Source organism: Pseudomonas sp. PDM16 (assembly GCF_014851865.1).
Taxonomy (GTDB): Bacteria; Pseudomonadota; Gammaproteobacteria; order Pseudomonadales; family Pseudomonadaceae; genus Aquipseudomonas.
Genome location: NZ_JACVAM010000002.1, coordinates 578,085 through 600,916 on the forward strand (window position 1 = coordinate 578,085; position 22,832 = coordinate 600,916).

The 22,832-nt window shown below is 60.7% G+C and carries 20 protein-coding genes; 17 read left to right on the forward strand and 3 right to left on the reverse strand.

From position 1 onward, the window contains the following. Positions 1–3: 3 nt before the first annotated feature. From serC to IB234_RS09355, 14 genes are all read left to right on the forward strand, one after another. Complete coding sequence (gene serC, locus IB234_RS09290) at positions 4–1,089, forward strand: 3-phosphoserine/phosphohydroxythreonine transaminase (protein ID WP_192316767.1); 1,086 nt, start codon at positions 4–6, stop codon at positions 1,087–1,089. After that, complete coding sequence (gene pheA, locus IB234_RS09295; protein ID WP_192316769.1) at positions 1,089–2,186, forward strand: prephenate dehydratase; 1,098 nt, start codon at positions 1,089–1,091, stop codon at positions 2,184–2,186. The genes serC and pheA overlap by 1 nt, the downstream gene beginning before the upstream one ends. A 26-nt stretch (positions 2,187–2,212) precedes the next feature. After that, positions 2,213–3,322, forward strand: coding sequence for a histidinol-phosphate transaminase (hisC, locus tag IB234_RS09300; protein WP_192316771.1), 1,110 nt, complete (start codon positions 2,213–2,215; stop codon positions 3,320–3,322). 4 nt (positions 3,323–3,326) lie between these two features. After that, entirely contained in the window at positions 3,327–5,555 is a 2,229-nt protein-coding gene (locus IB234_RS09305) for a bifunctional prephenate dehydrogenase/3-phosphoshikimate 1-carboxyvinyltransferase (RefSeq protein ID WP_225580459.1), read from the forward strand. Then, positions 5,552–6,220, forward strand: a complete 669-nt coding sequence (cmk, locus tag IB234_RS09310; RefSeq protein ID WP_192316775.1) for a (d)CMP kinase — start codon at positions 5,552–5,554, stop codon at positions 6,218–6,220. Before IB234_RS09305 ends, cmk begins: the two co-directional genes overlap by 4 nt. Positions 6,221–6,367: 147 nt before the next feature. Beyond that, complete coding sequence (gene rpsA / locus IB234_RS09315; RefSeq protein ID WP_043310839.1) at positions 6,368–8,047, forward strand: 30S ribosomal protein S1; 1,680 nt, start codon at positions 6,368–6,370, stop codon at positions 8,045–8,047. Between the two features lie 170 nt (positions 8,048–8,217). Then, positions 8,218–8,505 carry an integration host factor subunit beta gene (gene ihfB, locus IB234_RS09320; protein WP_192316777.1) on the forward strand — a complete coding sequence of 96 codons (288 nt, stop codon included), beginning with the start codon at positions 8,218–8,220 and terminating at the stop codon, positions 8,503–8,505. 24 nt (positions 8,506–8,529) lie between these two features. Beyond that, the gene (locus IB234_RS09325) at positions 8,530–8,811 is read left to right on the forward strand and encodes a lipopolysaccharide assembly protein LapA domain-containing protein (RefSeq protein WP_192316779.1); all 282 of its coding nucleotides are present in this window, start codon (positions 8,530–8,532) and stop codon (positions 8,809–8,811) included. 61 nt (positions 8,812–8,872) lie between these two features. Then, on the forward strand, positions 8,873–9,835 hold the full coding sequence (locus IB234_RS09330; RefSeq protein WP_192316781.1) for a UDP-glucose 4-epimerase family protein: 963 nt from the start codon (positions 8,873–8,875) through the stop codon (positions 9,833–9,835). Next, on the forward strand, positions 9,832–10,839 hold the full coding sequence (locus IB234_RS09335) for an MraY family glycosyltransferase (RefSeq protein WP_225580527.1): 1,008 nt from the start codon (positions 9,832–9,834) through the stop codon (positions 10,837–10,839). Before IB234_RS09330 ends, IB234_RS09335 begins: the two co-directional genes overlap by 4 nt. A 35-nt stretch (positions 10,840–10,874) precedes the next feature. After that, positions 10,875–12,869 carry a polysaccharide biosynthesis protein gene (locus IB234_RS09340; RefSeq protein WP_192316785.1) on the forward strand — a complete coding sequence of 665 codons (1,995 nt, stop codon included), beginning with the start codon at positions 10,875–10,877 and terminating at the stop codon, positions 12,867–12,869. Between the two features lie 84 nt (positions 12,870–12,953). Beyond that, positions 12,954–13,271 (forward strand): ComEA family DNA-binding protein, encoded by a 318-nt coding sequence (locus tag IB234_RS09345; RefSeq protein WP_192316787.1) that lies wholly within the window; start codon positions 12,954–12,956, stop codon positions 13,269–13,271. 93 nt (positions 13,272–13,364) lie between these two features. Further along, positions 13,365–14,255: an NAD(P)-dependent oxidoreductase gene (locus IB234_RS09350; RefSeq protein ID WP_412547915.1), complete on the forward strand. Its 891-nt coding sequence runs from the start codon at positions 13,365–13,367 to the stop codon at positions 14,253–14,255. Next, positions 14,252–15,028, forward strand: coding sequence for a hydroxypyruvate isomerase family protein (locus IB234_RS09355; RefSeq protein WP_192316789.1), 777 nt, complete (start codon positions 14,252–14,254; stop codon positions 15,026–15,028). Before IB234_RS09350 ends, IB234_RS09355 begins: the two co-directional genes overlap by 4 nt. Before the next feature lie 19 nt (positions 15,029–15,047). Here the strand turns inward: IB234_RS09355 and IB234_RS09360 are convergent, their stop codons facing one another. Continuing rightward, on the reverse strand, positions 15,048–17,096 hold the full coding sequence (locus IB234_RS09360) for a hypothetical protein (protein WP_192317787.1): 2,049 nt from the start codon (positions 17,094–17,096) through the stop codon (positions 15,048–15,050). Between the two features lie 493 nt (positions 17,097–17,589). Here IB234_RS09360 and IB234_RS09365 point away from each other — a divergent pair, with 493 nt between their 5' ends. The 3 genes from IB234_RS09365 (at position 17,590) to IB234_RS09375 (ending at position 19,707) form a co-directional block, all read left to right on the forward strand. After that, on the forward strand, positions 17,590–18,750 hold the full coding sequence (locus IB234_RS09365) for a CynX/NimT family MFS transporter (RefSeq protein ID WP_192316791.1): 1,161 nt from the start codon (positions 17,590–17,592) through the stop codon (positions 18,748–18,750). A gap of 103 nt (positions 18,751–18,853) precedes the next feature. Further along, entirely contained in the window at positions 18,854–19,282 is a 429-nt protein-coding gene (locus IB234_RS09370; RefSeq protein ID WP_192316793.1) for a hypothetical protein, read from the forward strand. A 92-nt stretch (positions 19,283–19,374) separates the two neighbouring features. After that, positions 19,375–19,707, forward strand: a complete 333-nt coding sequence (locus IB234_RS09375) for a YnfA family protein (RefSeq protein WP_192316796.1) — start codon at positions 19,375–19,377, stop codon at positions 19,705–19,707. Here the strand turns inward: IB234_RS09375 and IB234_RS09380 are convergent. After that, on the reverse strand, positions 19,704–19,934 hold the full coding sequence (locus tag IB234_RS09380) for a YheU family protein (RefSeq protein ID WP_192316798.1): 231 nt from the start codon (positions 19,932–19,934) through the stop codon (positions 19,704–19,706). The two genes, IB234_RS09375 and IB234_RS09380, sit on opposite strands and share 4 nt — an antisense overlap. A gap of 69 nt (positions 19,935–20,003) precedes the next feature. Beyond that, entirely contained in the window at positions 20,004–22,754 is a 2,751-nt protein-coding gene (locus IB234_RS09385) for a hybrid sensor histidine kinase/response regulator (protein ID WP_192316800.1), read from the reverse strand. Between the last annotated feature and the right edge of the window lie 78 nt (positions 22,755–22,832).

The window sequence follows — 22,832 nt, forward strand, 5'->3', positions numbered from 1 at the left end:
GAAGTGAGCAAACGCGCCCATAACTTCTGCGCCGGCCCGGCCGCGCTGCCGACCGCCGTACTGCAACGTGCCCAGGCTGAGATGCTTGACTGGCAGGGTCGTGGCTTGTCCGTGATGGAGATGAGCCACCGCAGCGACGAGTACGTGGCCATCGCCGAAAAGGCCGAGCAGGATCTGCGTGATCTGATGGCCATTCCGGCGGACTATAAGGTGCTGTTCCTGCAGGGTGGTGCCAGCCAGCAATTCGCCGAGATTCCGCTGAACCTGCTGCCGGAAGACGGTACCGCCGACTACATCGAGACCGGCATCTGGTCGAAGAAGGCCATCGAGGAAGCGCGTCGCTACGGCAACGTCAATGTCGCCGCCAGCGCCAAGGGCTACGACTACTTTGCCATTCCCGGGCAGAACGAGTGGCAACTGTCGAAAGACGCCGCCTACGTGCACTACGCCAGCAACGAAACCATCGGCGGCCTGCAGTTCGACTGGATTCCCGAAGTGGGCGATACCCCGCTGGTGGTGGATATGTCCTCGGACATCCTCTCCCGCGAAGTCGACGTGTCCAAGTTCGGCCTGATCTACGCCGGCGCGCAGAAGAACATCGGCCCGAGCGGCCTGGTCGTCGCCATCGTCCGAGAAGACTTGCTGGGGCGCGCCCGCAGTGTCTGCCCGACCATGCTCAACTACAAGATCGCCGCCGACAACGGCTCCATGTACAACACTCCGGCGACCTATTCCTGGTACCTCTCCGGCCTGGTCTTCGAGTGGCTCAAGGAGCAGGGCGGTGTCGCTGCGATGGAGCAGCGCAATAAGGCCAAGAAGGACCTGTTGTACAAGGCCATCGACGCCAGCGACTTCTACAGCAACCCGATCCAGCCGAGCGCCCGCTCCTGGATGAACGTGCCGTTCCGTCTGGCCGACGAGAAGCTGGACAAGGCCTTCCTGGCCGGCGCCGACGCTCGCGGCCTGCTCAACCTGAAAGGCCACCGTTCGGTGGGCGGCATGCGTGCCTCCATCTATAACGCCACCGGCCTGGATGCGGTGGAGGCCCTGGCGACCTACATGGCCGAGTTCGAGAAGGAGCACGGCTGATGAGCGACGCCGATCAGCTCAAGGCGCTGCGGGTTCGCATCGACAGCCTCGACGAGAAGATCCTCGAGCTGATCAGCGAACGTGCGCGCTGCGCCCAGGACGTGGCCCGGGTGAAGATGGCCTCCCTGCCCGAAGGCGAGAAGCCGGTGTTCTACCGCCCCGAGCGCGAAGCCTGGGTGCTCAAGCACATCATGGAGCTGAACAAGGGCCCGCTGGACAACGAGGAGATGGCGCGGCTGTTCCGCGAGATCATGTCCTCCTGCCTGGCCCTCGAGCAGCCGCTGAAGATCGCCTACCTGGGGCCGGAAGGTACTTTCTCCCAGGCCGCGGCGCTCAAGCATTTTGGTCATGCGGTGATCAGCCAGCCGATGGCGGCGATCGACGAGGTGTTCCGCGAAGTGGCCGCCGGCGCGGTCAACTTCGGCGTGGTGCCGGTGGAAAACTCCACCGAGGGTGCGGTCAATCACACCCTGGACAGCTTCCTTGAGCACGACATGGTCATCTGCGGTGAGGTGGAGCTGCGTATCCACCACCACCTGCTGGTCGGCGAGACCACTAAGACCGACAAGATCACCCGTATCTATTCCCATGCCCAATCCCTGGCCCAGTGCCGCAAGTGGCTGGATGCGCACTACCCGAACGTCGAGCGCGTGGCGGTTTCCAGCAATGCCGACGCTGCCAAGCGGGTGAAGAGCGAGTGGAACTCGGCGGCGATCGCCGGCGACATGGCAGCCAATCTCTATGGCCTGACTAAGCTGCAGGAAAAGATCGAGGACCGTCCGGACAACTCCACGCGCTTCCTCATCATCGGCAGCCAGGAAGTGCCGCCGACCGGCGACGACAAGACTTCGGTCATCGTCTCCATGCGCAACAAGCCAGGTGCCCTGCACGAGCTATTGGTGCCGTTCCACACCAATGGCATCGACCTGACCCGTATCGAGACCCGTCCGTCGCGCAGCGGCAAGTGGACCTATGTGTTCTTCATCGACTTCATGGGGCACCACCAGGATCCGCTGATCAAGGACGTGCTGGAAAAGATCAACGGCGAAGCCGTCGCCCTGAAAGTGCTGGGTTCCTACCCGAAAGCGGTTCTTTGAGCCGCGTGATTGTCTGAGGAGAGCTCATGAGCTGCGACTTCCTCGCCCTGGCCGTGCCGGGCGTGCAGAAACTCTCGCCCTACGTGCCGGGCAAGCCGGTCGATGAACTGGCCCGCGAGCTGAATCTCGACCCTGCCGGCATCGTCAAACTGGCCAGCAACGAGAACCCGCTGGGCCCGTCGCCCAAGTCGCTGGAGGCGATCCGCGCCGAACTGGCCGAGCTGACCCGCTACCCGGACGGCAACGGTTTCGAGCTGAAGTCCAGGCTGGCCGCGCGTTGTGGCGTGACTGTGGCCCAGGTAACCCTGGGCAACGGCTCCAACGATATCCTCGATCTGGTCGCGCGCGCCTGGCTAGCGCCGGGGCTGAATGCCGTTTTCAGCCAGTACGCCTTCGCCGTTTATCCGATTGCCACCCAGGCGGTCGGCGCCCAGGGCAAGGCGGTACCGGCCAAGGATTATGGGCACGACCTGGAAGCCATGCTGGCGGCCATCGACGCCAACACTCGCGTGGTATTCATCGCCAACCCGAACAACCCGACCGGTACCTGGTTTGGCCCGGCTGCGCTGGAGTCCTTCCTCGCTCGCGTGCCGGAAAACGTGCTGGTAGTGCTGGACGAGGCCTATATCGAGTACGCCGAAGGTGACGAGCTGCCGGATGGCCTCGATTACCTGTCGCGCTATCCGAATCTGCTGGTCTCGCGGACCTTCTCCAAGGCCTATGGCCTGGCCTCGTTGCGCGTCGGCTATGCGCTGAGTTCGCCGCAGGTGGCCGATACGCTCAATCGCGTGCGCGCGCCGTTCAACGTCAACAGCCTGGCGCTGGCCGCCGCCTGCGCGGCGCTTGACGATGCCGACTATCTGGCGGCCAGTCGCCGCACCAACGATGCCGGCATGGCGCAGCTGGAGGATGGCTTCCGACGCTTGGGGTTGAGCTGGATTGCCTCCAAGGGCAACTTCATTGCCGTCGACTTCGGTCACGATGCCGCGCCGATCAACCAGGCGCTGCTGCGCGCCGGGGTGATCGTGCGTCCGGTGGCCGGCTACGGCATGCCGACCTTTCTGCGCGTGTCCATCGGTACCGAGGCGGAGAACAGCCGCTTCCTAGAAGCGCTGGAGCAAGTGCTCCGTGGTTGATGCAATGCCGCTGCAACAAGCTTCGCGCAGACTCGGCCGCCTGGTGGTGGTGGGTCTCGGTCTGATCGGTGGCTCCTTCGCCAAAGGTATGCGCGAGAAGGGGCTGTTCGATGAGGTGGTGGGCGTGGACCTGGACGCCGAGTCGCGTCGCCTGGCCGTGGAACTGGGAGTGGTCGACCGCTGCGAGAGCGAGCTGGCGGCCGCCTGTCAGGGCGCCGCGGTGATCCAGTTGGCGGTGCCTATTCTGGCCATGGAGAAGGTGCTGGCCCAGCTGGCTGCGCTCGATCTGGGCAACGCCGTGCTCACCGATGTGGGTAGCGCCAAGGGTAATGTGGTGCGCGCGGCGCGCCTGGCCTTCGACGGTAAGGTATCGCGCTTCGTCCCGGGTCACCCCATTGCAGGCTCCGAGCAGAGCGGGGTGGAGGCCTCCAACACAGAGCTGTTCCGTCGCCATAAGGTGATTCTCACGCCGCAGGCTTCCACTGATGCCGAGGCGCTGACGCTGATCGACGGTCTGTGGCGCGCCCTGGGCGCGGATGTGGAGCACATGGAGGTGGAGCACCACGATCAGGTGCTGGCCGCTACCAGTCATCTGCCGCACCTGCTTGCCTTTACCCTGGTCGATTCGCTCGCCAAGCGCAGCGAGAATCTGGATATCTTCCGTTACGCCGCTGGCGGCTTCCGCGACTTCACGCGGATTGCCGGCAGTGACCCGGTGATGTGGCACGACATCTTCCTCGCCAACCGCGAGGCCGTGTTGCGCACTCTCGACGCATTTCGCGACGACCTCGACGCCTTGCGCGGCGCGGTCGACGCTGGGGACGGGCATCAGTTGTTGGGCGTGTTCACTCGCGCTCGGCATGCCCGCGAGCATTTCAGCAAAATCCTGGCCCGCAGGGCCTATGTGGACGCCATGCACTCGAATGATCTGATCTACCTCGCCAATCCCGGTGGCTCCGTCTCCGGCCGCATCCGCGTGCCGGGCGACAAGTCCATCTCGCACCGCTCGATCATGCTCGGCTCGCTGGCCGAGGGCACCACTCAGGTGGAGGGCTTCCTCGAGGGCGAGGATGCCTTGGCTACCCTGCAGGCCTTCCGTGACATGGGAGTGGTGATCGAAGGTCCGCACCACGGCAAGGTGACCATCCACGGCGTGGGTCTGAATGGTCTCAAGCCGCCGCCCGGTCCGCTGTATCTGGGCAACTCTGGTACCTCCATGCGTCTGCTCTCCGGCCTGCTGGCTGCGCAGCCGTTCGATACCGTGCTGACCGGCGACGCCTCGCTGTCCAAGCGTCCGATGAATCGTGTGGCCAAGCCGCTGCGTGAGATGGGTGCGGTGATCGAGACCGGTCCGGAAGGTCGCCCGCCGATGCACATAAAAGGCGGTCAGCGTCTGACCGGCATGAGCTACGAGATGCCGATGGCCAGTGCTCAGGTGAAGTCCTGCCTGCTGCTGGCTGGCCTGTACGCCGCTGGCGAGACCTCGGTGACCGAGCCGGCGCCGACCCGCGACCACACCGAACGCATGCTGCGTGGCTTCGGTTATCCGGTGACCGTGGACGGCAACATCGCTACCGTCGAATCCGGTCACAAGCTCGGCGCCACTCATATCGAAGTGCCGGCGGACATTTCCTCGGCTGCCTTCTTCCTGGTCGCTGCCAGCATCGCCGAGGGCTCCGAGCTGGTGCTGGAGCACGTCGGCATCAACCCGACCCGCACCGGCGTGATCGACATCCTCAAGCTGATGGGCGCCGACCTCACGCTGGAAAACCAGCGCGAAGTCGGTGGTGAGCCTGTTGCGGATATCCGCGTGCGCGCCGCCAAGCTCAAGGGCATCGATATCCCAGAGGACCTGGTGCCGCTGGCCATCGATGAGTTCCCGGTACTGTTCGTCGCCGCCGCCTGCGCCGAAGGGCGTACCGTGCTGCGTGGCGCCGAAGAGCTGCGCGTCAAGGAATCCGATCGCATCCAGGTCATGGCCGACGGCCTGATTGCTCTGGGCGTCAAGGCCGAGCCGACGCCGGACGGCATCATCATCGAAGGCGGCGCCTTCGGCGGTGGTGAGGTGTGGAGTCACGGTGACCACCGTATCGCCATGTCCTTCAGCGTCGCCTCTCTGCGCGCCAGCGGCGCCATTCGCATTCACGATTGCGCTAACGTCGCCACTTCCTTCCCCAACTTCCTCGGTCTGGCCACGCAGGTCGGCATCCGCGTGGCGGAGGAGGGCAAGTGAGCGCCGTAGTCATCACCATCGACGGGCCGAGCGGCTCGGGCAAGGGCACCATCGCCGGCCTGCTGGCTGCCAAGCTGGGCTGGAATCTGCTGGACTCTGGCGCCCTCTACCGTCTGCTGGCCTTCGCTGCCGGCAACCACGGCATCGACCTGACCAACGAGGAAGCGCTGAAGACCCTGGCCGCCCACCTGGACGTGCAGTTCGTCGACAAGCGCATCATCCTCGAAGGCGACGAAGTGACCGACGCGATTCGCAACGAGCAGGTTGGTGCCGGCGCCTCCATGGTTGCCTCGCTGCCCGCCGTGCGCGAGGCGCTGCTGCAGCGCCAGCGCGCTTTCCTTGAGGCGCCGGGCCTGGTGGCCGACGGCCGTGACATGGGTACCGTGGTGTTTCCGGACGCGCCGTTGAAGATCTACCTGACCGCCAGCGCCGAGGAGCGCGCGCGTCGCCGCTACCTGCAGTTGAAAGGCAAGGTCGAAGGTGTTAGCCTGCCGAGTCTGCTAGACGAGATTCGTGCTCGCGACGAGCGTGATATGCAACGCGCGGTGGCGCCGTTGAAGCCAGCGGTCGACGCCATCCAGCTGGATTCCACCGAGCTGAGCATCGAGCAGGTAATGGAAAGAATTCTCGGTGAGGTCGCCAGTCGCGATCTCGCCGGACAATGAGCCACGGCTGTCTTAAGTCGAAAGGCTCGCAAGGAGGCATGCGGGAGACCCAGTCCCTGTCCCGCAGGCCTCTTTTTATATGAACGAACCCACACTGTCTGGAGTGTGGTTTGGGCGAATCCCCGCCCTTGATCAACAGGAATCAACATGAGCGAAAGCTTTGCAGAACTATTTGAAGAAAGCCTGAAATCCCTCGACATGCAGCCGGGTGCCATCATCACCGGCATCGTGGTCGACATCGATGGTGACTGGGTCACCGTACATGCCGGCCTGAAGTCCGAGGGCGTCATCCCGCTTGACCAGTTCTTTAACGAACAAGGCGAGCTGACCATCAAGGTCGGTGACGAAGTCCACGTTGCGCTGGACGCTGTGGAAGACGGTTTCGGTGAAACCAAGCTGTCCCGCGAGAAAGCCAAGCGTGCCGAGTCCTGGCTGGTTCTGGAAGCCGCTTTCAATGCTGAGGAAGTGGTCAAGGGCGTTATCAACGGTAAGGTCAAAGGCGGCTTCACCGTTGACGTCAACGGCATCCGCGCGTTCCTGCCGGGCTCCCTGGTCGATGTCCGTCCGGTGCGTGATACCACTCATCTGGAAGGCAAAGAGCTGGAGTTCAAGGTCATCAAGCTGGACCAGAAGCGCAACAACGTTGTCGTTTCCCGTCGCAGCGTGCTGGAAGCCGAGAACAGCGCCGAGCGCGAGGCTCTGCTGGAATCCCTGCAGGAAGGCCAGCAGGTCAAAGGTATCGTCAAGAACCTCACCGACTACGGTGCGTTCGTTGACCTGGGCGGCGTAGATGGTCTGCTGCACATCACCGACATGGCCTGGAAGCGCATCAAGCACCCGTCCGAGATCGTCAACGTTGGCGACGAGATCGACGTCAAGGTTTTGAAGTACGACCGCGAGCGCAACCGTGTCTCCCTGGGTCTGAAGCAGCTGGGCGAAGATCCATGGGTCGCCATCAAAGCACGCTACCCGGAAGGTACCCGTGTTACCGCCAAAGTCACCAACCTGACCGACTACGGCTGCTTCGCCGAGCTGGAAGAGGGCGTGGAAGGTCTGGTGCACGTGTCCGAGATGGATTGGACCAACAAGAACATCCACCCGTCCAAGGTCGTTCAGGTCGGCGACGAAGTGGAAGTTCAGGTTCTCGACATCGACGAAGAGCGTCGTCGTATCTCCCTGGGCATCAAGCAGTGCAAGTCGAACCCGTGGGAAGATTTCTCCGGCCAGTTCAACAAGGGCGACAAGATCTCCGGCACCATCAAGTCGATCACCGATTTCGGTATCTTCATTGGTCTGGACGGCGGCATCGACGGTCTGGTTCACCTGTCCGATATCTCCTGGAACGAAGTGGGCGAAGAAGCCGTACGCCGCTTCAAGAAGGGCGACGAGCTGGAAACCGTCATCCTGTCCGTTGATCCGGAGCGTGAGCGTATCTCCCTGGGCATCAAGCAGCTGGAAGACGATCCGTTCTCCAACTACGCCTCCCTGAACGAGAAAGGCACCATCGTGCGCGGTACCGTCAAGGAAGTGGACGCCAAGGGCGCCGTGATCAGCCTGGGCGGCGACATCGAAGGCATTCTGAAAGCCTCCGAAATCAGCCGTGACCGCGTCGAAGACGCGCGCAACGTGCTGAAAGAAGGCGACGAAGTCGAAGCCAAGATCATCAGCATCGACCGCAAGTCCCGCGTTATCAGCCTGTCCGTCAAGTCCAAAGACGTCGAAGACGAAAAGGACGCGATGAAAGAGCTGCGTAACAAGCAGGAAGCCGAAACCACTGGTCCGACCACCATCGGTGATCTGATCCGTGCTCAGATGAACCAGAACTAAGTTCAGGTACTTCTGAAAAAAGGGCGACTCAGTCGCCCTTTTTCGTTTGTGCCTCATAACACCTCCGCTGCGGCATTTCCCCTCTTGACATTCGGGCTATCCAAACATTGGCAGGCGTGCTAAAAACACCCTACTAGATGATCTAGCCGCTTGAAAAAGAAGGGAAAACCATGACCAAGTCGGAGTTGATCGAGCGCATTGTCACCCATCAGGGGCTGCTGTCCTCCAAGGACGTGGAGCTGGCCATCAAGACGATGCTGGAGCAGATGTCTCAGGCATTGGCGACCGGCGATCGCATCGAGATTCGCGGCTTCGGCAGTTTTTCCCTGCATTACCGAGCGCCGCGTGTGGGGCGTAATCCGAAGACTGGTGAGTCGGTCCGGCTGGATGGCAAGTACGTGCCGCATTTCAAGCCTGGCAAGGAATTGCGCGACCGCGTCAACGAGGAAGATGAGTAAGGGCGCGACTCAGGGAGGCAGGATATGTTGATCGAAATTAAACGATTCGCAATGATCACCGGGCTCGCAAGCATTGGTGCGCTTGTGCTGATCTTTACTCTGCAGAATAGCCAGCAGTCGCGATTTCAGCTCTTGCTCTGGACAACACCGGAACTGCCTTTTTCGGTAGTGCTGATTGCGACATTTCTCCTTGGCGTAATTTTTTCCCTTCTTCTTAGCCTGGCATTGATCTGGCGAGTTGTTCGTCGTTCCTCGCGTGAGAAGCGAGAAATGCGTATTAATCCCGTGGCTTCCGAAAGCAACTAACCCTATCCTTCGCTGTCCATACGCTCTGCAATTGAGATAAGAACCGGATGAACATCTGCCCATGAGACGGGTGCTTGTAACAGGGGCGTCCGGTTTCGTTGGGCGGGCGTTGATGCATCGGCTCACCGCTGAGGCCGGTATAGAGCCTATAGCTGGTGTGCGCCGTATTACTGAATGCCCGAATCCAGAATCTTTCGAGTATCTGGAGCTGGGGAGCCTTGAGGACTTCAAGGTCGACCCTTTGCAGCTGCGGGGCCTGTCGGTACTCGTGCATGCGGCTGCTCGGGTGCATGTCATGAACGACTCCGCCGGTGACCCTCTACGTGAGTTTCGCAGGGTCAATGTAGAGGGCAGTCTGGCGCTGGCTTCGGCTGCCGCTCAAGCTGGAGTCCGCCGCTTCGTATTCCTTAGCTCTGCAAAGGTAAACGGCGAGGAGAGCGCCCCAGGTGCTCCTTTTCGTTCCGATGACAATCCAATGCCTTCTGACGCCTACGGTCAGTCGAAATACGAGGCGGAGATGGGCTTGCGTAAGATCGCGGCCGACAGTGGCATGGAGCTGGTCATCGTTCGTCCTCCGTTAGTCTACGGCCCTGGGGTGCGTGCCAATTTTCTTACCATGATGCGTTGGTTGAGTCTGGGTATTCCTCTGCCGCTATCAGGAATTGATAACCGCCGCAGCCTTGTGGCGCTGGATAATCTGGTCGATCTACTGGTGTGTTGTGTGAACCATCCCGCCGCGGCCAATCAGACATTCCTGGTCAGTGACGGAGAGGATTTATCGACTTCGGAACTGCTGGCTCGCCTTGGGAGCGCCTTGGGGCACCCAGCTCGGTTGTGGGGTTCTGGCGCAGTCAGGAAACTGCTTCTCCTGGCTGGCAGGCGGTCCCTTGTGCAGCGCTTGTATGGCTCATTGCAGCTGGATATAGCGCTAACGAGAGAAGTGCTGGGATGGAGACCTGTCGTGAATAGTGAAGAGGCGTTGCGAGAAACCGCAGCGTACTTCCTGCAGAGAGCGAAATGCTGACCTTGCTTTATCTAGTCACCGCTGTTTTCTGCGTGTCCTGGTCGGGAACCTGGTTGGTGCGTAGATACGCGCTGAAACGAAGCATTCTGGATATTCCGAATCAGCGTAGCTCGCATGCCGTGCCTACCCCACGAGGTGGAGGGGTAGCGATCGTTCTGAGTTTCATCGTCGCTTTGCCTGTCGTGTTTTGGGGTGGCTGGATTGATGACAATGCTGCCCTCGCACTTGGTGGTGCAGGGTGTATGGTCGCTTTCATCGGATTTCTTGATGACCATCGGCATGTTCCCGCGCGCTGGCGACTCCTAGTGCATGCCGTGGCAGCATCTTGGGCGCTATACTGGCTCGGAGGTTTACCGGCTACCCCCATTGGCGACACGTTGTTTCAATGGGGATGGCTCGGCTTGCCGATTGGCCTTCTGTATCTGGTCTGGATGCTCAATCTATACAATTTCATGGATGGCATTGACGGCATTGCCGGTGTCGAAGCACTGACCAGCAGTATTTCAGTTGTTCTGATTTGCGGTTTGTTGGGGCGCTGGCAAGAGGCGGTGCTTCCACTGTTGTTGGCCGTTTCCGTGGCGGGGTTTCTGTTCTGGAACTTTCCTCCAGCGAAAATTTTCATGGGGGACGCAGGTAGCGGTTTCCTCGGACTGTTGGTGGGATTGCTGTCGTTACAGATGGCCTGGGTCGACCCTCAGCTTGTCTGGATCTGGTTGATTCTTCTGGGAGTGTTTCTGGTCGACGCCAGCGTCACCCTGTTACGTCGACTGGTGCGCGGTGTGCGGGTATACGAGGCGCATAGAGAGCATGCCTATCAGCATGCGTCCCGCCGATTCAAAGGGCATCGTCCGGTTACCCTGGCGGTGGCGATGATCAATCTGTTCTGGTTGTTGCCACTGGCTTCCTGGGCGGCGCTCAAAGGCGATATTTGGTTGGTGCTGCCCCTGGCTTACGCACCGTTGATTTGGTTGGCATTCAAGTACCACGCGGGTTTGGCCGAGTAGTACCTCATTTATCCTCGTTGAGAGGCATGGAGCCCATGAATTTGCGTGCATGGTTGTTGAAGTGGCCACGCCGTTACAAACGTCTTCTGCAGGTCAGTGTCGATGTGCTTATCTGCTGGCTGGCCTTGTGGCTGGCATTTTGGGTAAGGCTGGGGACTGACAGGCTCGTTGATCCTTTCGACGAGCATCTTTGGTTGTTCCTGGCAGCGCCTGCCATCGCGATTCCCGTCTACATTCGCTCCGGCATGTACAGGGCGGTGTTGCGATATCTCGGCAATGACGCACTGGTCAGCATATTCAAGGCGGTAACGATCTCTGCGCTTCTTCTGGCGTTGGTCGTGTATTGGTATCGAGACGTGCAGGCGCTGGTGCCACGCTCTCTCGTGTTCAACTACTGGTGGCTCAGCCTGCTGATGGCGGGCGGCGTTCGCCTGCTCATGCGCCAGTACTTCATGGGCAATTGGCTCAATGTCAGGGCAGCCATGAGCCTTGTTGGCAAGGATGACGATCTCCCGCGAGTAGCTATCTATGGTGCTGGGACTGCCGGCAATCAGCTGGTCGCGGCACTGCGTATGGGGCGCTCCATGCGTCCTGTGGCATTCATCGATGATGATGACAGTATCGCCACGCGAGTCATTGCCGGGCTCAAGGTATACAAGCCCAAGCATATCGATCAGATGATCAACGAGACCGCGGCCCAGGAGATTCTCCTGGCCATCCCCTCGGCAACCAGGGCTCGGCGCAAGGAGATTCTGCAGCATCTCGAAGCATTCCCCCTGCATATCCGCTCGGTGCCAGCCATCATGGATCTGGCAAGTGGCCGTGTGCGTGTCGATGACATTCAGGAGGTCGACATTGCCGATCTGCTCGGGCGGGATGCCGTGCCTCCTCAGATCGAGCTGTTTGAGCGCTGCATCCGCGACAAGGTCGTCATGGTGACTGGGGCGGGAGGGTCCATCGGTTCGGAAATCTGCCGGCAGTTGATCGGCAGTCGTCCGAGAACCTTGGTGCTGATTGACCATGCCGAGTTCAATCTCTATAGCATTCACTCCGAGCTGGAGGATTCTCTTCAGAGAGAGGCCCTGACTACTCGCCTGGTACCCATCCTGGGATCCGTTCGGTCACAGGCCCACATGCTGGACGTGATGCGTGCGTGGAGAGTCGATACCGTCTACCACACGGCTGCTTACAAGCACGTGCCAATGGTTGAGCACAATATCGCCGAAGGGGTTCGCAATAATGTACTGGGAACCCTCAATACGGCACAGGCGGCGCTCAAGGCCGGAGTCGAGCACTTCGTTCTGATCTCCACCGACAAGGCGGTACGTCCTACCAATGTGATGGGTGGCACCAAGCGGCTTGCCGAGATGATTCTGCAGGCGTTGAGTAAAGAGTCGGCGCCCGTACTGTTCAATGACCCGGGTGGCGTTCATCAGGTTAACAAGACCCGCTTCACCATGGTGCGTTTCGGGAATGTTCTGGGGTCATCGGGCTCGGTCATCCCGCTTTTCCGAGAGCAGATAAAAAGAGGAGGACCGGTGACTGTTACGCACCCGTCCATCACCCGTTATTTCATGACGATTTCCGAGGCTGCACAACTAGTCATCCAAGCCGGGGCGATGGGGCAGGGCGGTGACGTTTTCGTGCTGGACATGGGGCAGCCGGTCAGGATTCTTGACCTGGCTGAGAAGATGATTCATCTCTCTGGTCTTAGCATTCGTTCGGAGCGTAGCCCTCTCGGAGACATTTCCATCGAGTTCACCGGCCTGCGGCCAGGTGAGAAGCTTTACGAAGAACTGCTGATTGGCGATAACGTTACGCCAACTGACCATCCCATGATCATGCGCGCCAGTGAGGAGCGCCTGCCCTGGGAGCGCTTGAAGTCGGTATTGGAAAACATGCTTGGAGCCCTTGATCGAGACGACTACGACAGGGTTCGTCAGCTACTCAGGGAAACAGTCAGCGGCTATGCACCAGAAGGTGAAATAGTCGACTGGATTCATGTGCAGCGATACACGGACTTGCAATGATCCGGGTTTGACACCCCGGCAACGGCAGCTAGCCTTGCGTGGGCGTGACTGGATTCACGCTCATTCATAAAAAGGAGTTTTGCCATGCTGAAGAAGTCTGTCGCTGCATTTGTCTACTCTTGCCTGCTCGCTTTTTCGCTGCACGCCACCGCGGCTGTCGAATCCAAGGCCTCACCGGCCAAAGAGGTCCAACAGCCCGCTGTATCCTTGGTGAACCTCAATACTGCAGATGTAGCTACGCTCGAAGCCGCTCTGGTTGGTATTGGGCAGACCAAGGCTCAAGCGATCGTGGATCACCGTACCGCCAACGGCCCGTTCTCCTCGGTGGATGAGTTGTTGGAAGTCAAGGGTATCGGTCCGGCCACCCTGGAAAAGAATCGTGCCAGACTGAGCGTGAACTGAGAAACGCTGATCTTCAGAAGCCGGCCTTTGGCCGGCTTCTTTCATTTCTGGAGGCGCTACAATCGCGACTTTGATCGCTTGTGGAGTCTTCGTGTGCAGCCAATACGACCTACCCTGGGATTTGCAGGCATCGGACTGATGGGGCTGCGCATGGCGCGGCGGCTTCTGCAGTCTGGATATACCCTGCATGTGTGGAATCGGTCGGCGGCCAAGTGCGCCCCGCTGCAGCAGGAGGGTGCCCGTGTGATGGCTACCCCTTCTGAGCTCTGTGGGCGTTCGGACATCATCATGCTCTGCTTATCCGACACTGCGGCGGTGAGACAGGTGGTTTTCGGAACTGGAGGCGTGTGCGAAAGTGCGAGACAAGGCCAGCTGTTGCTGGACTTCTCAAGCCTGGAGCCAGCCGCCACGCGCGAGATGGCATGTGAGCTCGAGCGACGGACAGGGATGCGCTGGGTGGATGCTCCCGTTTCCGGAGGTGTACAAGGAGCCGAGGCTGGTACCTTGGCCATCATGGCGGGAGGTCTACCTGAGGACGTGGAATTCCTGCGGCCGGTGCTGGCGCATCTGGGCCAGCGCGTGACTCACATGGGCGCGACTGGTTCGGGGCAGGTGACCAAGGTCTGCAATCAGATGCTGGTCGCCTGCAACGCATTGGTGATTGCCGAGGCTGTCGCATTGGCGGAGCGCGCCGGCGTCGACACCCATCTTCTGGCAGATGCACTGGCGGGTGGTTTTGCAGACTCCAAACCGCTGCAGATACTTGCTCCGCAGATGGCCGAAAGCCGCTTCGAACCTATCAAGTGGCATGTGCGCACCTTGCTGAAGGATCTGGATACCGCGGTCAAGCTGGCCCATGAGCAGGGGCGGTCCACCCCGATGAGCGGGCTGGCTGCTCAATTGATGCGTCTACATGGCAGTCAAGGTCACCTTGATCATGACCCGGCGACGCTGATCCAGCTGTTCCGTGAGACGCAGCCATGAAGATATCGGCCAACCTGTCGCTGCTGTTCGGGGATCTACCGCTGTTACAGCGCATACCTGCGGCTGCCGCTGCAGGCTTCGATGGGGTGGAGATCCAGTTTCCCTATGAGGTGCCGGCGCTGCTCCTACGCGAGGAGCTGGAGCGCTGCTCGATGCCGCTGGTGCTGATCAACCTGCCCGCGGGCGATCTAATGAGCGGCGGGGCGGGGTTAGCTGCAGTGCCGGCTTGCCGAGAGCTGTTCGATGCAGCGCTGCAGGAGGCGCTGAGCTATGCCGCGATAGCCCAACCTCAGTGCGTCAACGTGCTGCCAGGTCGGCTGGCCGAGGGTGTGCCCAAAGAGGAAGCACTGCGCACCCTGGAGGCCAATCTGCTCAAGACCACCGAGAGATTTCAGGCGCTGGGTATTCGCGTGTTGTGCGAAGCCATCAATCCATTGGATATGCCAGGCTTCCTGATCAATACCGCGGAGCAACTGGATGAACTGCTGCGCCGGGTGGATCATCCGAACTGCATGGCTCAGCTCGACTTCTATCACATGGCCCGGCAGGGATTGAATATTGCTGAATGCATTGTGCGTCTGAAGAGCAGGGTAGGCCATGTGCAGTTCGCCGACTGCCCAGGGCGTGGAGCCCCGGGAACGGGTGAGCTGGCATTTGGTCCTTTGCTGGGCGCCTTGGAGGCTGCCGGGTACCAAGGATGGCTAGGTGCGGAATACCGTCCAGCTGGCGATACTTCAGCCAGCCTGGAATGGCTGGCCGATTGGCGTCGCTGATAGCAGGGACAAGGAGCTCTTAGTCCCTGGCGTAGTCGTTGAGTGAGATGACGCGAGTCTTGCCGACGCGGTGGCGGTAGATCTCGCGCAGGTACTTGATGGCTTTCTTCACGCTGTCGCGCGACAGACGGATGTCGTTGATCGAGACGAACTTTTCCTGGTCGTGGATCAGCTCGCGGTACTTCTTCTCGTACATCGGCTTGATCGCGTACCAGTTGGTGTCGAGGATCTTTGCCGGGTTTTCGTACTCGTTGAGCATGTCCTCGATGCGTGCCTCGTCGAAGTCCTCGGAGACGATGAAGTCGAGCATGGCGTTGTCCAGGCTCTCGTCATAGCGGTACTGGTCGCGGGCGAAGCAGCGCTTGATGAAGGCGACGATCAGGGTCAGGAAGTCGTCCGACAGGCACGGGCTCTTGACGATCAGGGTGGTCAGCGACAGGTTGGCCGAGGCGCCGATCACCAGGGCATAGCGCTTCAGGGTTGTGTTGGGGAACAGGCTGTTGAGGTGGGTCTTGAGCCGGTTCAGGTCCATGTAGGAAAGCTTGTAGTCCTTCGGCAGGGAGACGATGGACACCACTGAGGAGCAGTTCTTGAAGAAGTGCAGGTCGCTCAGGGCGCTGGCATCGAAGTTGGACTTCTTGTACTGCTCCAGGGCTGCGCGGTAGCGCTTGGCCTCGATCGGCAGCAGGCTGATGCCCTCGATGGCATGGGTCACCTTGTTGAAGTGCGGCAGGTCGATGGAGCGGAAGAACAGGTCGTCGATATTGAGCTTGGGCTGCTCCTTCTCGAACACCTTGAACTTCTCGGTGGTGGTCGGCGGTGTTTGCTCGGCTACCACGGATTCGGCATAGGCCACGGCCACCGGGCCGGCCAGGCTCATGAACAGGTCGTTGGCGTCGAGGCGGATGGTCTCGCCGATGTCGATACCGGCACGACGGAAGTAGTTCTGGTCGTAGTCGGTGGTCACCGCTTGGGCAGTGAGAATGTTGAAGATCTGCTGCGAGATATACTGGTTGGCGTGGCGCTCCATGGCGTTCACGTCGATGTTCTGTACGTTGCCGCCGTCGCTTTCTTCGGCGTAGCGCATGATGTCGTTGGAGATCAGCATCATGGCGTTCCACGGGCGGATACGGCGCATCACGCTCTCTTCGCCGGTTTCCTCGCTGTCGAAGTTGTAGGAGAAGTCCCACTCCTCGGCGAGGTATTTGCACAGCAGGCGACCGGCGTTGATGTGCAGGGCCTCGGACATCTCGATGCGCTGGTCTGAGATGTTCGGCAGGATGCAGATGCCGCTGGTGAAGATCGGCTCGAAGACGAAGGAGTGGCCGCGGTTGTCCTCGCTGCTGCTTTCCTGCTTGGTCTCGAAGGTCTTGCTCATGTAGGCGAATTGCTGGGCCAGGCCGAATTCCGAGGCCATGCCCGAGCCGGTGCCGCCGCCGGCGCTGAAGATGTAGAAATACAGGCGCGACTGGTTGGCCTTGATGCCGCAAGAGTCGATAAGGTAGCTGTGGATGAACTTCCAGTCGGCATTGGAGAAGCGCTGGGTGTCCTTGTTGAGGATGATCTTGGCCAGGTACTGGCCGAGGATCGGCGCGTTACCGGCGCCACCGGCGTGGACCTCGGACAGGTCCATGATCTTCATCTTGCTGTAGTCGTCGAGGAAGCCGCTGGTCTCGGCCTTGCGCGAAAAGCGGATGCGCCCCTCGATATCCTTGTCAAGATCACCCAGCATCACCAGTGGCTCTATCAGGAACACCGGCTTGGTGCCGCGGTTGCCAGACAGGCGCAGGTTGCTGCGCAGCCAGCCGGCTGGGCGCTGCTCGCCGCCGCTCTTGTCCTGGTTGCTGAATTCGTTGAGGTAGAAGCGCCGCGCGTTATACACCAGCGAGGCAACGTCCAGGGCGATGTTGGAGCCGCAGCGGCCGAGTCCGATCAGACAAACAGAGGGAAAATTCTGAGCGTGGCGTGCATCGAGCGCGTCATCGCCATGCAGCTTGGGGAATACACGTTCACGCAGACCATCCAGGTTCTCTAGGATTCGATCGATGTCTCGCTCGGTGAAATACATGTACTGCTCTGCACCGACCTGCGTGACGGGCGGTGCTATGGAGGTTGGGGGAGTCTCCAGTTCGGGTGTAGCCACGGTGCGGGGTTCGGATACGGTGGAATCTACGTCTTTAGTTTTTTTCATTATCGACATTCCCTTGGCTGTTGGCGGCAGCTTTCTTATAAGTGATTAAGCATAGGAAATATTTATTTACATGAAGTAGCACTATATACAGCGCTCTGGCGTTGTTCGAGATCAATGAAAGTTCTTTTTTGCTCCATACCACGCCCAGCGGGCATTTGCGTCGGATGAATGGCGAATGGCCATTTATGAGTTTTCCTTCGTCGATTTACCGTCGCGTCCCTGTTTCCCAGCCTTTCCTTCATATATTTAGAACAGTTACTTGATGTTGTCCGGATGGTTAGCTTTCCTGGGTGGAACCTTGCCTGAGGAGGATCGGGAGAGTAGGGTGGCTGCCCCGGCCAGCCCGGCCGCCATGCTGTTTGGATGTACTGTGAAACCTGTATCCCGGGCCTTGCTGATGCTTGCTCTGGTGTTGGCGGCGATCAATCTGCGCCCCGGCATCACTTCCTTCGCCCCGCTGATCGAGCGCATTGCTGACGAGCTGTCGCTGAGCCGCGGCCTGATCAGCCTGACCACTGCCTTGCCAGTACTGTGCATGGGCCTGCTGGCGCCGCTGGCACCGCGCCTGGCCGTGCGCTTCGGCCTGGAGCGCACCATTACCTGTTGCCTGGGGCTGATCATGCTGGCCCTGCTTCTTCGTATTGGTGGTCATACCAGCCCGCTCCTGATCGGCAGTGCCGTGTTGCTTGGCGCCGGGATCGCCGTGGCTGGGCCGCTGTTGTCCGGTTTCATCAAGCGCCATTTTCGCGATCATGTCGGTCAGGTGGTCGGCTGGTATTCCTTCAGCATGGCCATCGGCGGGGCCGGTGGTGCTGTGCTCACCATACCTTTGACCCAGAGCCTGGGAGATGACTGGAGTCTGGGGTTGGCCGCCTGGTTTCTCCCCGCCCTGCTCGCCGGGCTGCTCTGGCTGCGCCTGCCGAATCGTACCGAGGAAGCCGCAGCTGGAGATGGCCAGGGCCTGCCATGGCGTGAGCCTCGGGCATGGCTAGTGACCGGTTTCTTTGCCATTCAGGCCGGATTCTTCTACACCATGGCCACCTGGCTGGTGGCGCGCTATCACGAGGCAGGGTTGAGTCTGTTGTACAGCAATGGTCTGTTCAGCCTGTTCATGCTGGTCGGCCTGCCCAGCTCGTGGTTGATGCCATGGCTGGCCCAGCGCTTCAATATCCGTCAGCCGCTGCTGGTGGCCTGTGGCCTGGCTCTGACCCTGTGCCTGACGATGATCACCTTCCAGCCGACTCTGCTGCCTGAGGTCTGGGCGGTGCTGATGGGCTTCGCCCTCAGCGGCTCCTTCGCGCTGTCGCTGGTGCTGCCGCTATACGAAGTGCACACCCCGCTGGCGGTCAGTCGCTGGACCGCGATGATGCTCTGTGCCGGCTACTGCATGGCCTGTCTGGCACCGATTCTGGCTGGGCTGGGTCGCGACCTGGCTGGTAACTACCAAGGGCCGTTCATGGTGCTGATTGGGCTGGGCGTGCTGATGACGCTGATCGCCTGGGCACTGCGCACACCGAAGCAAGCTAGCTAGGGCCTACTCGCCGCGCTGCGTTTTTGCGTGGGTGGGGTACTGGTTCCTTTGCAGCGGCGAGCCCCTGTGTTAGAAGGCAGCCTGCACTTTCTGGAGTACCCGCGTGGAGTCCGAATCCATCGTCTATGGCTGTATCCGCGACTGGCCGTCGGGTGATCGCGAGCAGCGCCAGCTGCGGCGCAGCACCAATCGCCGGGTGCTGGAGCAGTTGCCCCTGGGGGAGGCATGGCCGTTCCTCGGCCGCGAGATGTTCTCCTTCTGCGGCAACGAAGGCGAGGGGCTGTACCAGACCCAGGTGATCCACTTCGGCGCCAGCTATCAGGCCATCGAGTACGAGTGGGCCTTGTGGGTCAAGGAGTTCGAGGCACTGATCAAGCGCCTGTACTGGGCCAGTGCGGTAGTGCATTTGGAGACCGAGCTGAATGGTCTGCACACCTTCCGCTGGGAATCCGAGAGCGGTTTCCATACACCCCAGGAGGAAGATCTGCGGGTTCGTTGTGTGTGGGAGCGCGAGGGCAGTCTGCGCGGCTGACCTGTGCCTATCTGAGTCATTATCTGTTTCGGGCCGCAGGCCTTGTTTTTATCTAGCTCACGGGCTCGGTCAATCGACTCCAAGGAGAGGCGATGCTCAACTACTTCTGGTTTTTCCTCGCCGCGCTGTTCGAGATCGCGGGTTGCTATGCCTTCTGGATGTGGTTGCGTCTGGGCAAGAGTGCCTGGTGGGTCGTCCCTGGCCTGCTCAGCCTGACGCTGTTCGCCCTGTTGCTGACCCGCGTAGAGGCGGCCTATGCCGGGCGTGCCTACGCCGCATATGGTGGGGTCTACGTAGTGGCTTCGTTGCTCTGGCTCGGGGTGATCGAGCGGACCCGACCGTTGGTGTCGGATTGGCTAGGCGCAGTGCTGTGCCTGATTGGCGCGGGCATCATCCTGCTTGGTCCACGCTTCAGTAGCCATTAGTCCTCCAGCCATTCTTTCGGCACTTCCTCGCGCAGCATCAGCTGACACTGCTGGCTATCCGGGTCGAAGGCGATCACCGCCTGGCCTTTTTTCAGTGCATGGCGCGCTCGCTCCACGCGGATATCCAGCGGCGTGTCATCGCCGTTGTCCGTGCCGTCGCGGGTGACGAAGTCTTCCAGCAGGCGGGTGAGTGTGTCGGCTTCGAGCATCTGGTGGGGGATCAGCATGGCGGCTCCTGGGCCTGGTTCCGTCTCGACCGCGGGAAGCATCAACAGCCTCTGCCGCGGGCGCCCATGCTAATCGGTCACGCGCTCCTGGGCGAGCAGGTAGCGGTCTAGCAGGGTGTAGAGCTGCTGGCAATCCAGTGGCTTGCCTAGGAAGTCATCCATGCCGGCGGCCAGCCCGCGGTCACGATGCTCTTCGAGGATGTGCGCGGTAAGGGCGACGATCGGCACCGGCGACAGGCGGCGGCTGGTTTCCAGGCGCCGGATCTGCCTGGTGGCCTCGAAGCCGTCCAGCTCGGGCATCTCGCAATCCATCAGTATCAGCTGGATAGCATTCGGGTCACGACGATACTCGTCCACGGCACTCTGTCCGTTGGCCACCATGCGCACCGAGTAGCCGCGCTTGCGCAGAAAGCCCTGCACCACCATCTGGTTCACCCGGTTGTCCTCGGCCACCAGGATGCAGGGCGCAGCGCCGGCGCGTTTGTCCAGTGCCGGTGGGGGAACAGATGCCTCGCGGCGGCGCTCGCTGTACAGCTCCAGCAGGGTGTCGCGCAGGCCCGTCACAGACAGCGGAAGGGCCAAGTGCAGCAGGCGCAACCCCTGGCTCTCCGGCAACTGCTGGTGCTGTTCCGGTGGGCTCAGCAACAGCACACGCTGACCTTGTTCCAGATAGGGGTGCAGGCTGTCCAGCCAGTGCCCGCAGCTGCCCGGCCAAGGCGACATCAGCACGAGCAGTGGTGGGCTGGCGAAGTCTTCCAGATAATCCTGCAGCCGCTCCGGATCATGGCAGCGCTGGGTGCGCATGCCCCAGCGGCCCAGCAGGTGGCCCAGACAGTCGAGCCCCTGCCCGTCGAGCGAGCAGAGCAGAGCGGTGCGGTTCTCCAGCAGTACGCTCAGATCATCCCCGGCGATACCTGGGCGCAGCGGTATGTCGAAGGCGAAGCGCGAGCCCTGTCCCGGCGTGCTCTGCACTTCTATGCGGCCGCCCATCATCTCCACCAGCTCCTTGCTGATGGCCAGACCGAGGCCACTGCCGCCGTAGCGACGGGTGGTGCTGGAATCGCCCTGGGCGAAGGACTTGAACAGCTGGGTGAGCGAGTCGTCGCGAATGCCGATACCGCTGTCACTGATGGCGAATACCAGATGCAGCTGGCCTTGGCTGTCGCTGCGGCGGCTGAGGGTCAGCGCAACGTGGCCTTCCTGGGTGAACTTGAGGGCGTTGCCCAGCAGGTTCATCAGCACCTGCTTGAGGCGTGTCGGGTCGCCATGCACCCTGCGCGGCACACCGCCTTCCAGGCTGACGTACAGGCGTATGCGCTTCTCCAGAGCCTGTGCGGTGAACAGCGCCAGGGTTTCGGAGACCATCTGTTCCAGGTCGAATTCGATCTCTTCCAGACTCAGCTTGCCGGATTCGATGCGTGCGTAGTCCAGAATGTCGTTGATCACTGCCATCAGCGAGCTGCCTGAGCTACTGATGGTGTCGACGTAGAAGCGCTGGTTGCGATCCAGCGTCGTCTCGCGCAGCAGCTGCAGCATGCCCAGCACACCATTGAGTGGCGTGCGGATCTCATGGCTCATCTTGGCCAGGAAGCGGCTCTTGGCCTGGTTTTCGTACTCCGCCTGCTCGGCTGCCTGGCGCGAGCGGAAGCCTTCTTCCTTGAGCAGATTGATGCGGTCGGCCAGGCCGATGGAGAGGCTGAGCAGCTCGATGGTCACGCCTACCTTCACCACTGCCGAGCCGTAGATGCCGAAGATCTCCAGCCCCAGGGAGCCACTGGTTACCAGGATGAACGCCACCAGCAGCACGCTCCATGCCAGTACGTAGTACGAGCCGTGGCGTACACCGCGGCGCCAGGCGTAGATGCCGGTGAGCAGCAGGATGAGCGAGACCAGAAGTACCGACACACTGGCCAGGATGTTCCAGGCAGCCAGACCGATCAGAGGGACCGATACCAGGCAGCCGACGATAGCCAGCATCAGCAGGCGCAGACCCTTGTCCAGCCTGGGAAAGTGTTGGGGGACATGCAGGAAGTGGCGGCTGAACTGAGCCGCATTGAGGCAATGCAGGAACATCAGTACATAGATGATCACTGACTGCAGGCCCACATAGTTGGGCAGCAGCTTGAACAGCATGCCGTCGAAGCAGGCGGCGAACAGGCCGACGTTGACGTTGTAGACCAGGTACCAGAAGTAGGCTCGCTCGCGCAGGGAGATGAACAGAAACAGGTTGTAGATGAACATCGCGAACAGCACCCCATAAAAGGCGCCGTTGATGCCCATCAGGTTCTCCTGAGCCGCTGCACTGGCACCGTAGGTGCTGAAGAACAGGGGCACGAAGATGGTGCTGGTGCTCTCTACACGGACCAGCAGGGTATTGCTGCCATGAGGCAGGGAGACTGGGAACCAGAAGTGGCGGACCTGCACCGGGCGTTGGGCGAAGGCGAAGCTGTCACCGCTGTACTGCCGATGCAGGCGACCATCACCGTCTTGCAGATAGATGTCGACGCGGTCGAGCAGCGCGTAGTTGACTTCCAGATAGCCACTCAGCGGCTGCGGCCGGCTGTTGACCATGCGTACTTTGAACCACCAGGCCGAATCGTTCTTGCCCAGATTGGCATGGTCACCGTGAACCTGTTCGAACGCGCTGTCCGGCAGGCGCTGGACGGTTTCGGCATCGAGTGTGCCATCACGGTCGCGGTAGTAGCCCATGTACGGGGCGAGCGACAGGCGAAGCTCATCGCGGTCCAGCGGGGCGGGGGATAGCGCCCACAGCGGCCCGCTCAGGCAGAGCAGCAGCATAGCCAGACACAAGCGAGGCATCTGCCACCTCATGCTTCTTATTGGTATTGCCAGCACTTTGCCTAGTTGCCGACAAGGCTTCAAGAGAGTGTTGCAGAG

Bases quoted from the DNA above. Each gene is read 5' to 3' on its own strand.
- IB234_RS09355 (WP_192316789.1), top strand. From the start codon at position 14,252: ATGAAGATATCGGCCAACCTGTCGCTGCTGTTCGGGGATCTACCGCTG.
- IB234_RS09340 (WP_192316785.1), top strand. From the start codon at position 10,875: ATGAATTTGCGTGCATGGTTGTTGAAGTGGCCACGCCGTTACAAACGT.
- IB234_RS09330 (WP_192316781.1), top strand. From the start codon at position 8,873: ATGAGACGGGTGCTTGTAACAGGGGCGTCCGGTTTCGTTGGGCGGGCG.
- pheA (WP_192316769.1), top strand. From the start codon at position 1,089: ATGAGCGACGCCGATCAGCTCAAGGCGCTGCGGGTTCGCATCGACAGC.
- ihfB (WP_192316777.1), top strand. From the start codon at position 8,218: ATGACCAAGTCGGAGTTGATCGAGCGCATTGTCACCCATCAGGGGCTG.
- IB234_RS09385 (WP_192316800.1), bottom strand. From the start codon at position 22,754: ATGCCTCGCTTGTGTCTGGCTATGCTGCTGCTCTGCCTGAGCGGGCCG.
- rpsA (WP_043310839.1), top strand. From the start codon at position 6,368: ATGAGCGAAAGCTTTGCAGAACTATTTGAAGAAAGCCTGAAATCCCTC.
- IB234_RS09305 (WP_225580459.1), top strand. From the start codon at position 3,327: ATGCCGCTGCAACAAGCTTCGCGCAGACTCGGCCGCCTGGTGGTGGTG.
- IB234_RS09380 (WP_192316798.1), bottom strand. From the start codon at position 19,934: ATGCTGATCCCCCACCAGATGCTCGAAGCCGACACACTCACCCGCCTG.
- IB234_RS09345 (WP_192316787.1), top strand. From the start codon at position 12,954: ATGCTGAAGAAGTCTGTCGCTGCATTTGTCTACTCTTGCCTGCTCGCT.
- hisC (WP_192316771.1), top strand. From the start codon at position 2,213: ATGAGCTGCGACTTCCTCGCCCTGGCCGTGCCGGGCGTGCAGAAACTC.
- IB234_RS09360 (WP_192317787.1), bottom strand. From the start codon at position 17,096: ATGTATTTCACCGAGCGAGACATCGATCGAATCCTAGAGAACCTGGAT.
- IB234_RS09375 (WP_192316796.1), top strand. From the start codon at position 19,375: ATGCTCAACTACTTCTGGTTTTTCCTCGCCGCGCTGTTCGAGATCGCG.
- IB234_RS09325 (WP_192316779.1), top strand. From the start codon at position 8,530: ATGTTGATCGAAATTAAACGATTCGCAATGATCACCGGGCTCGCAAGC.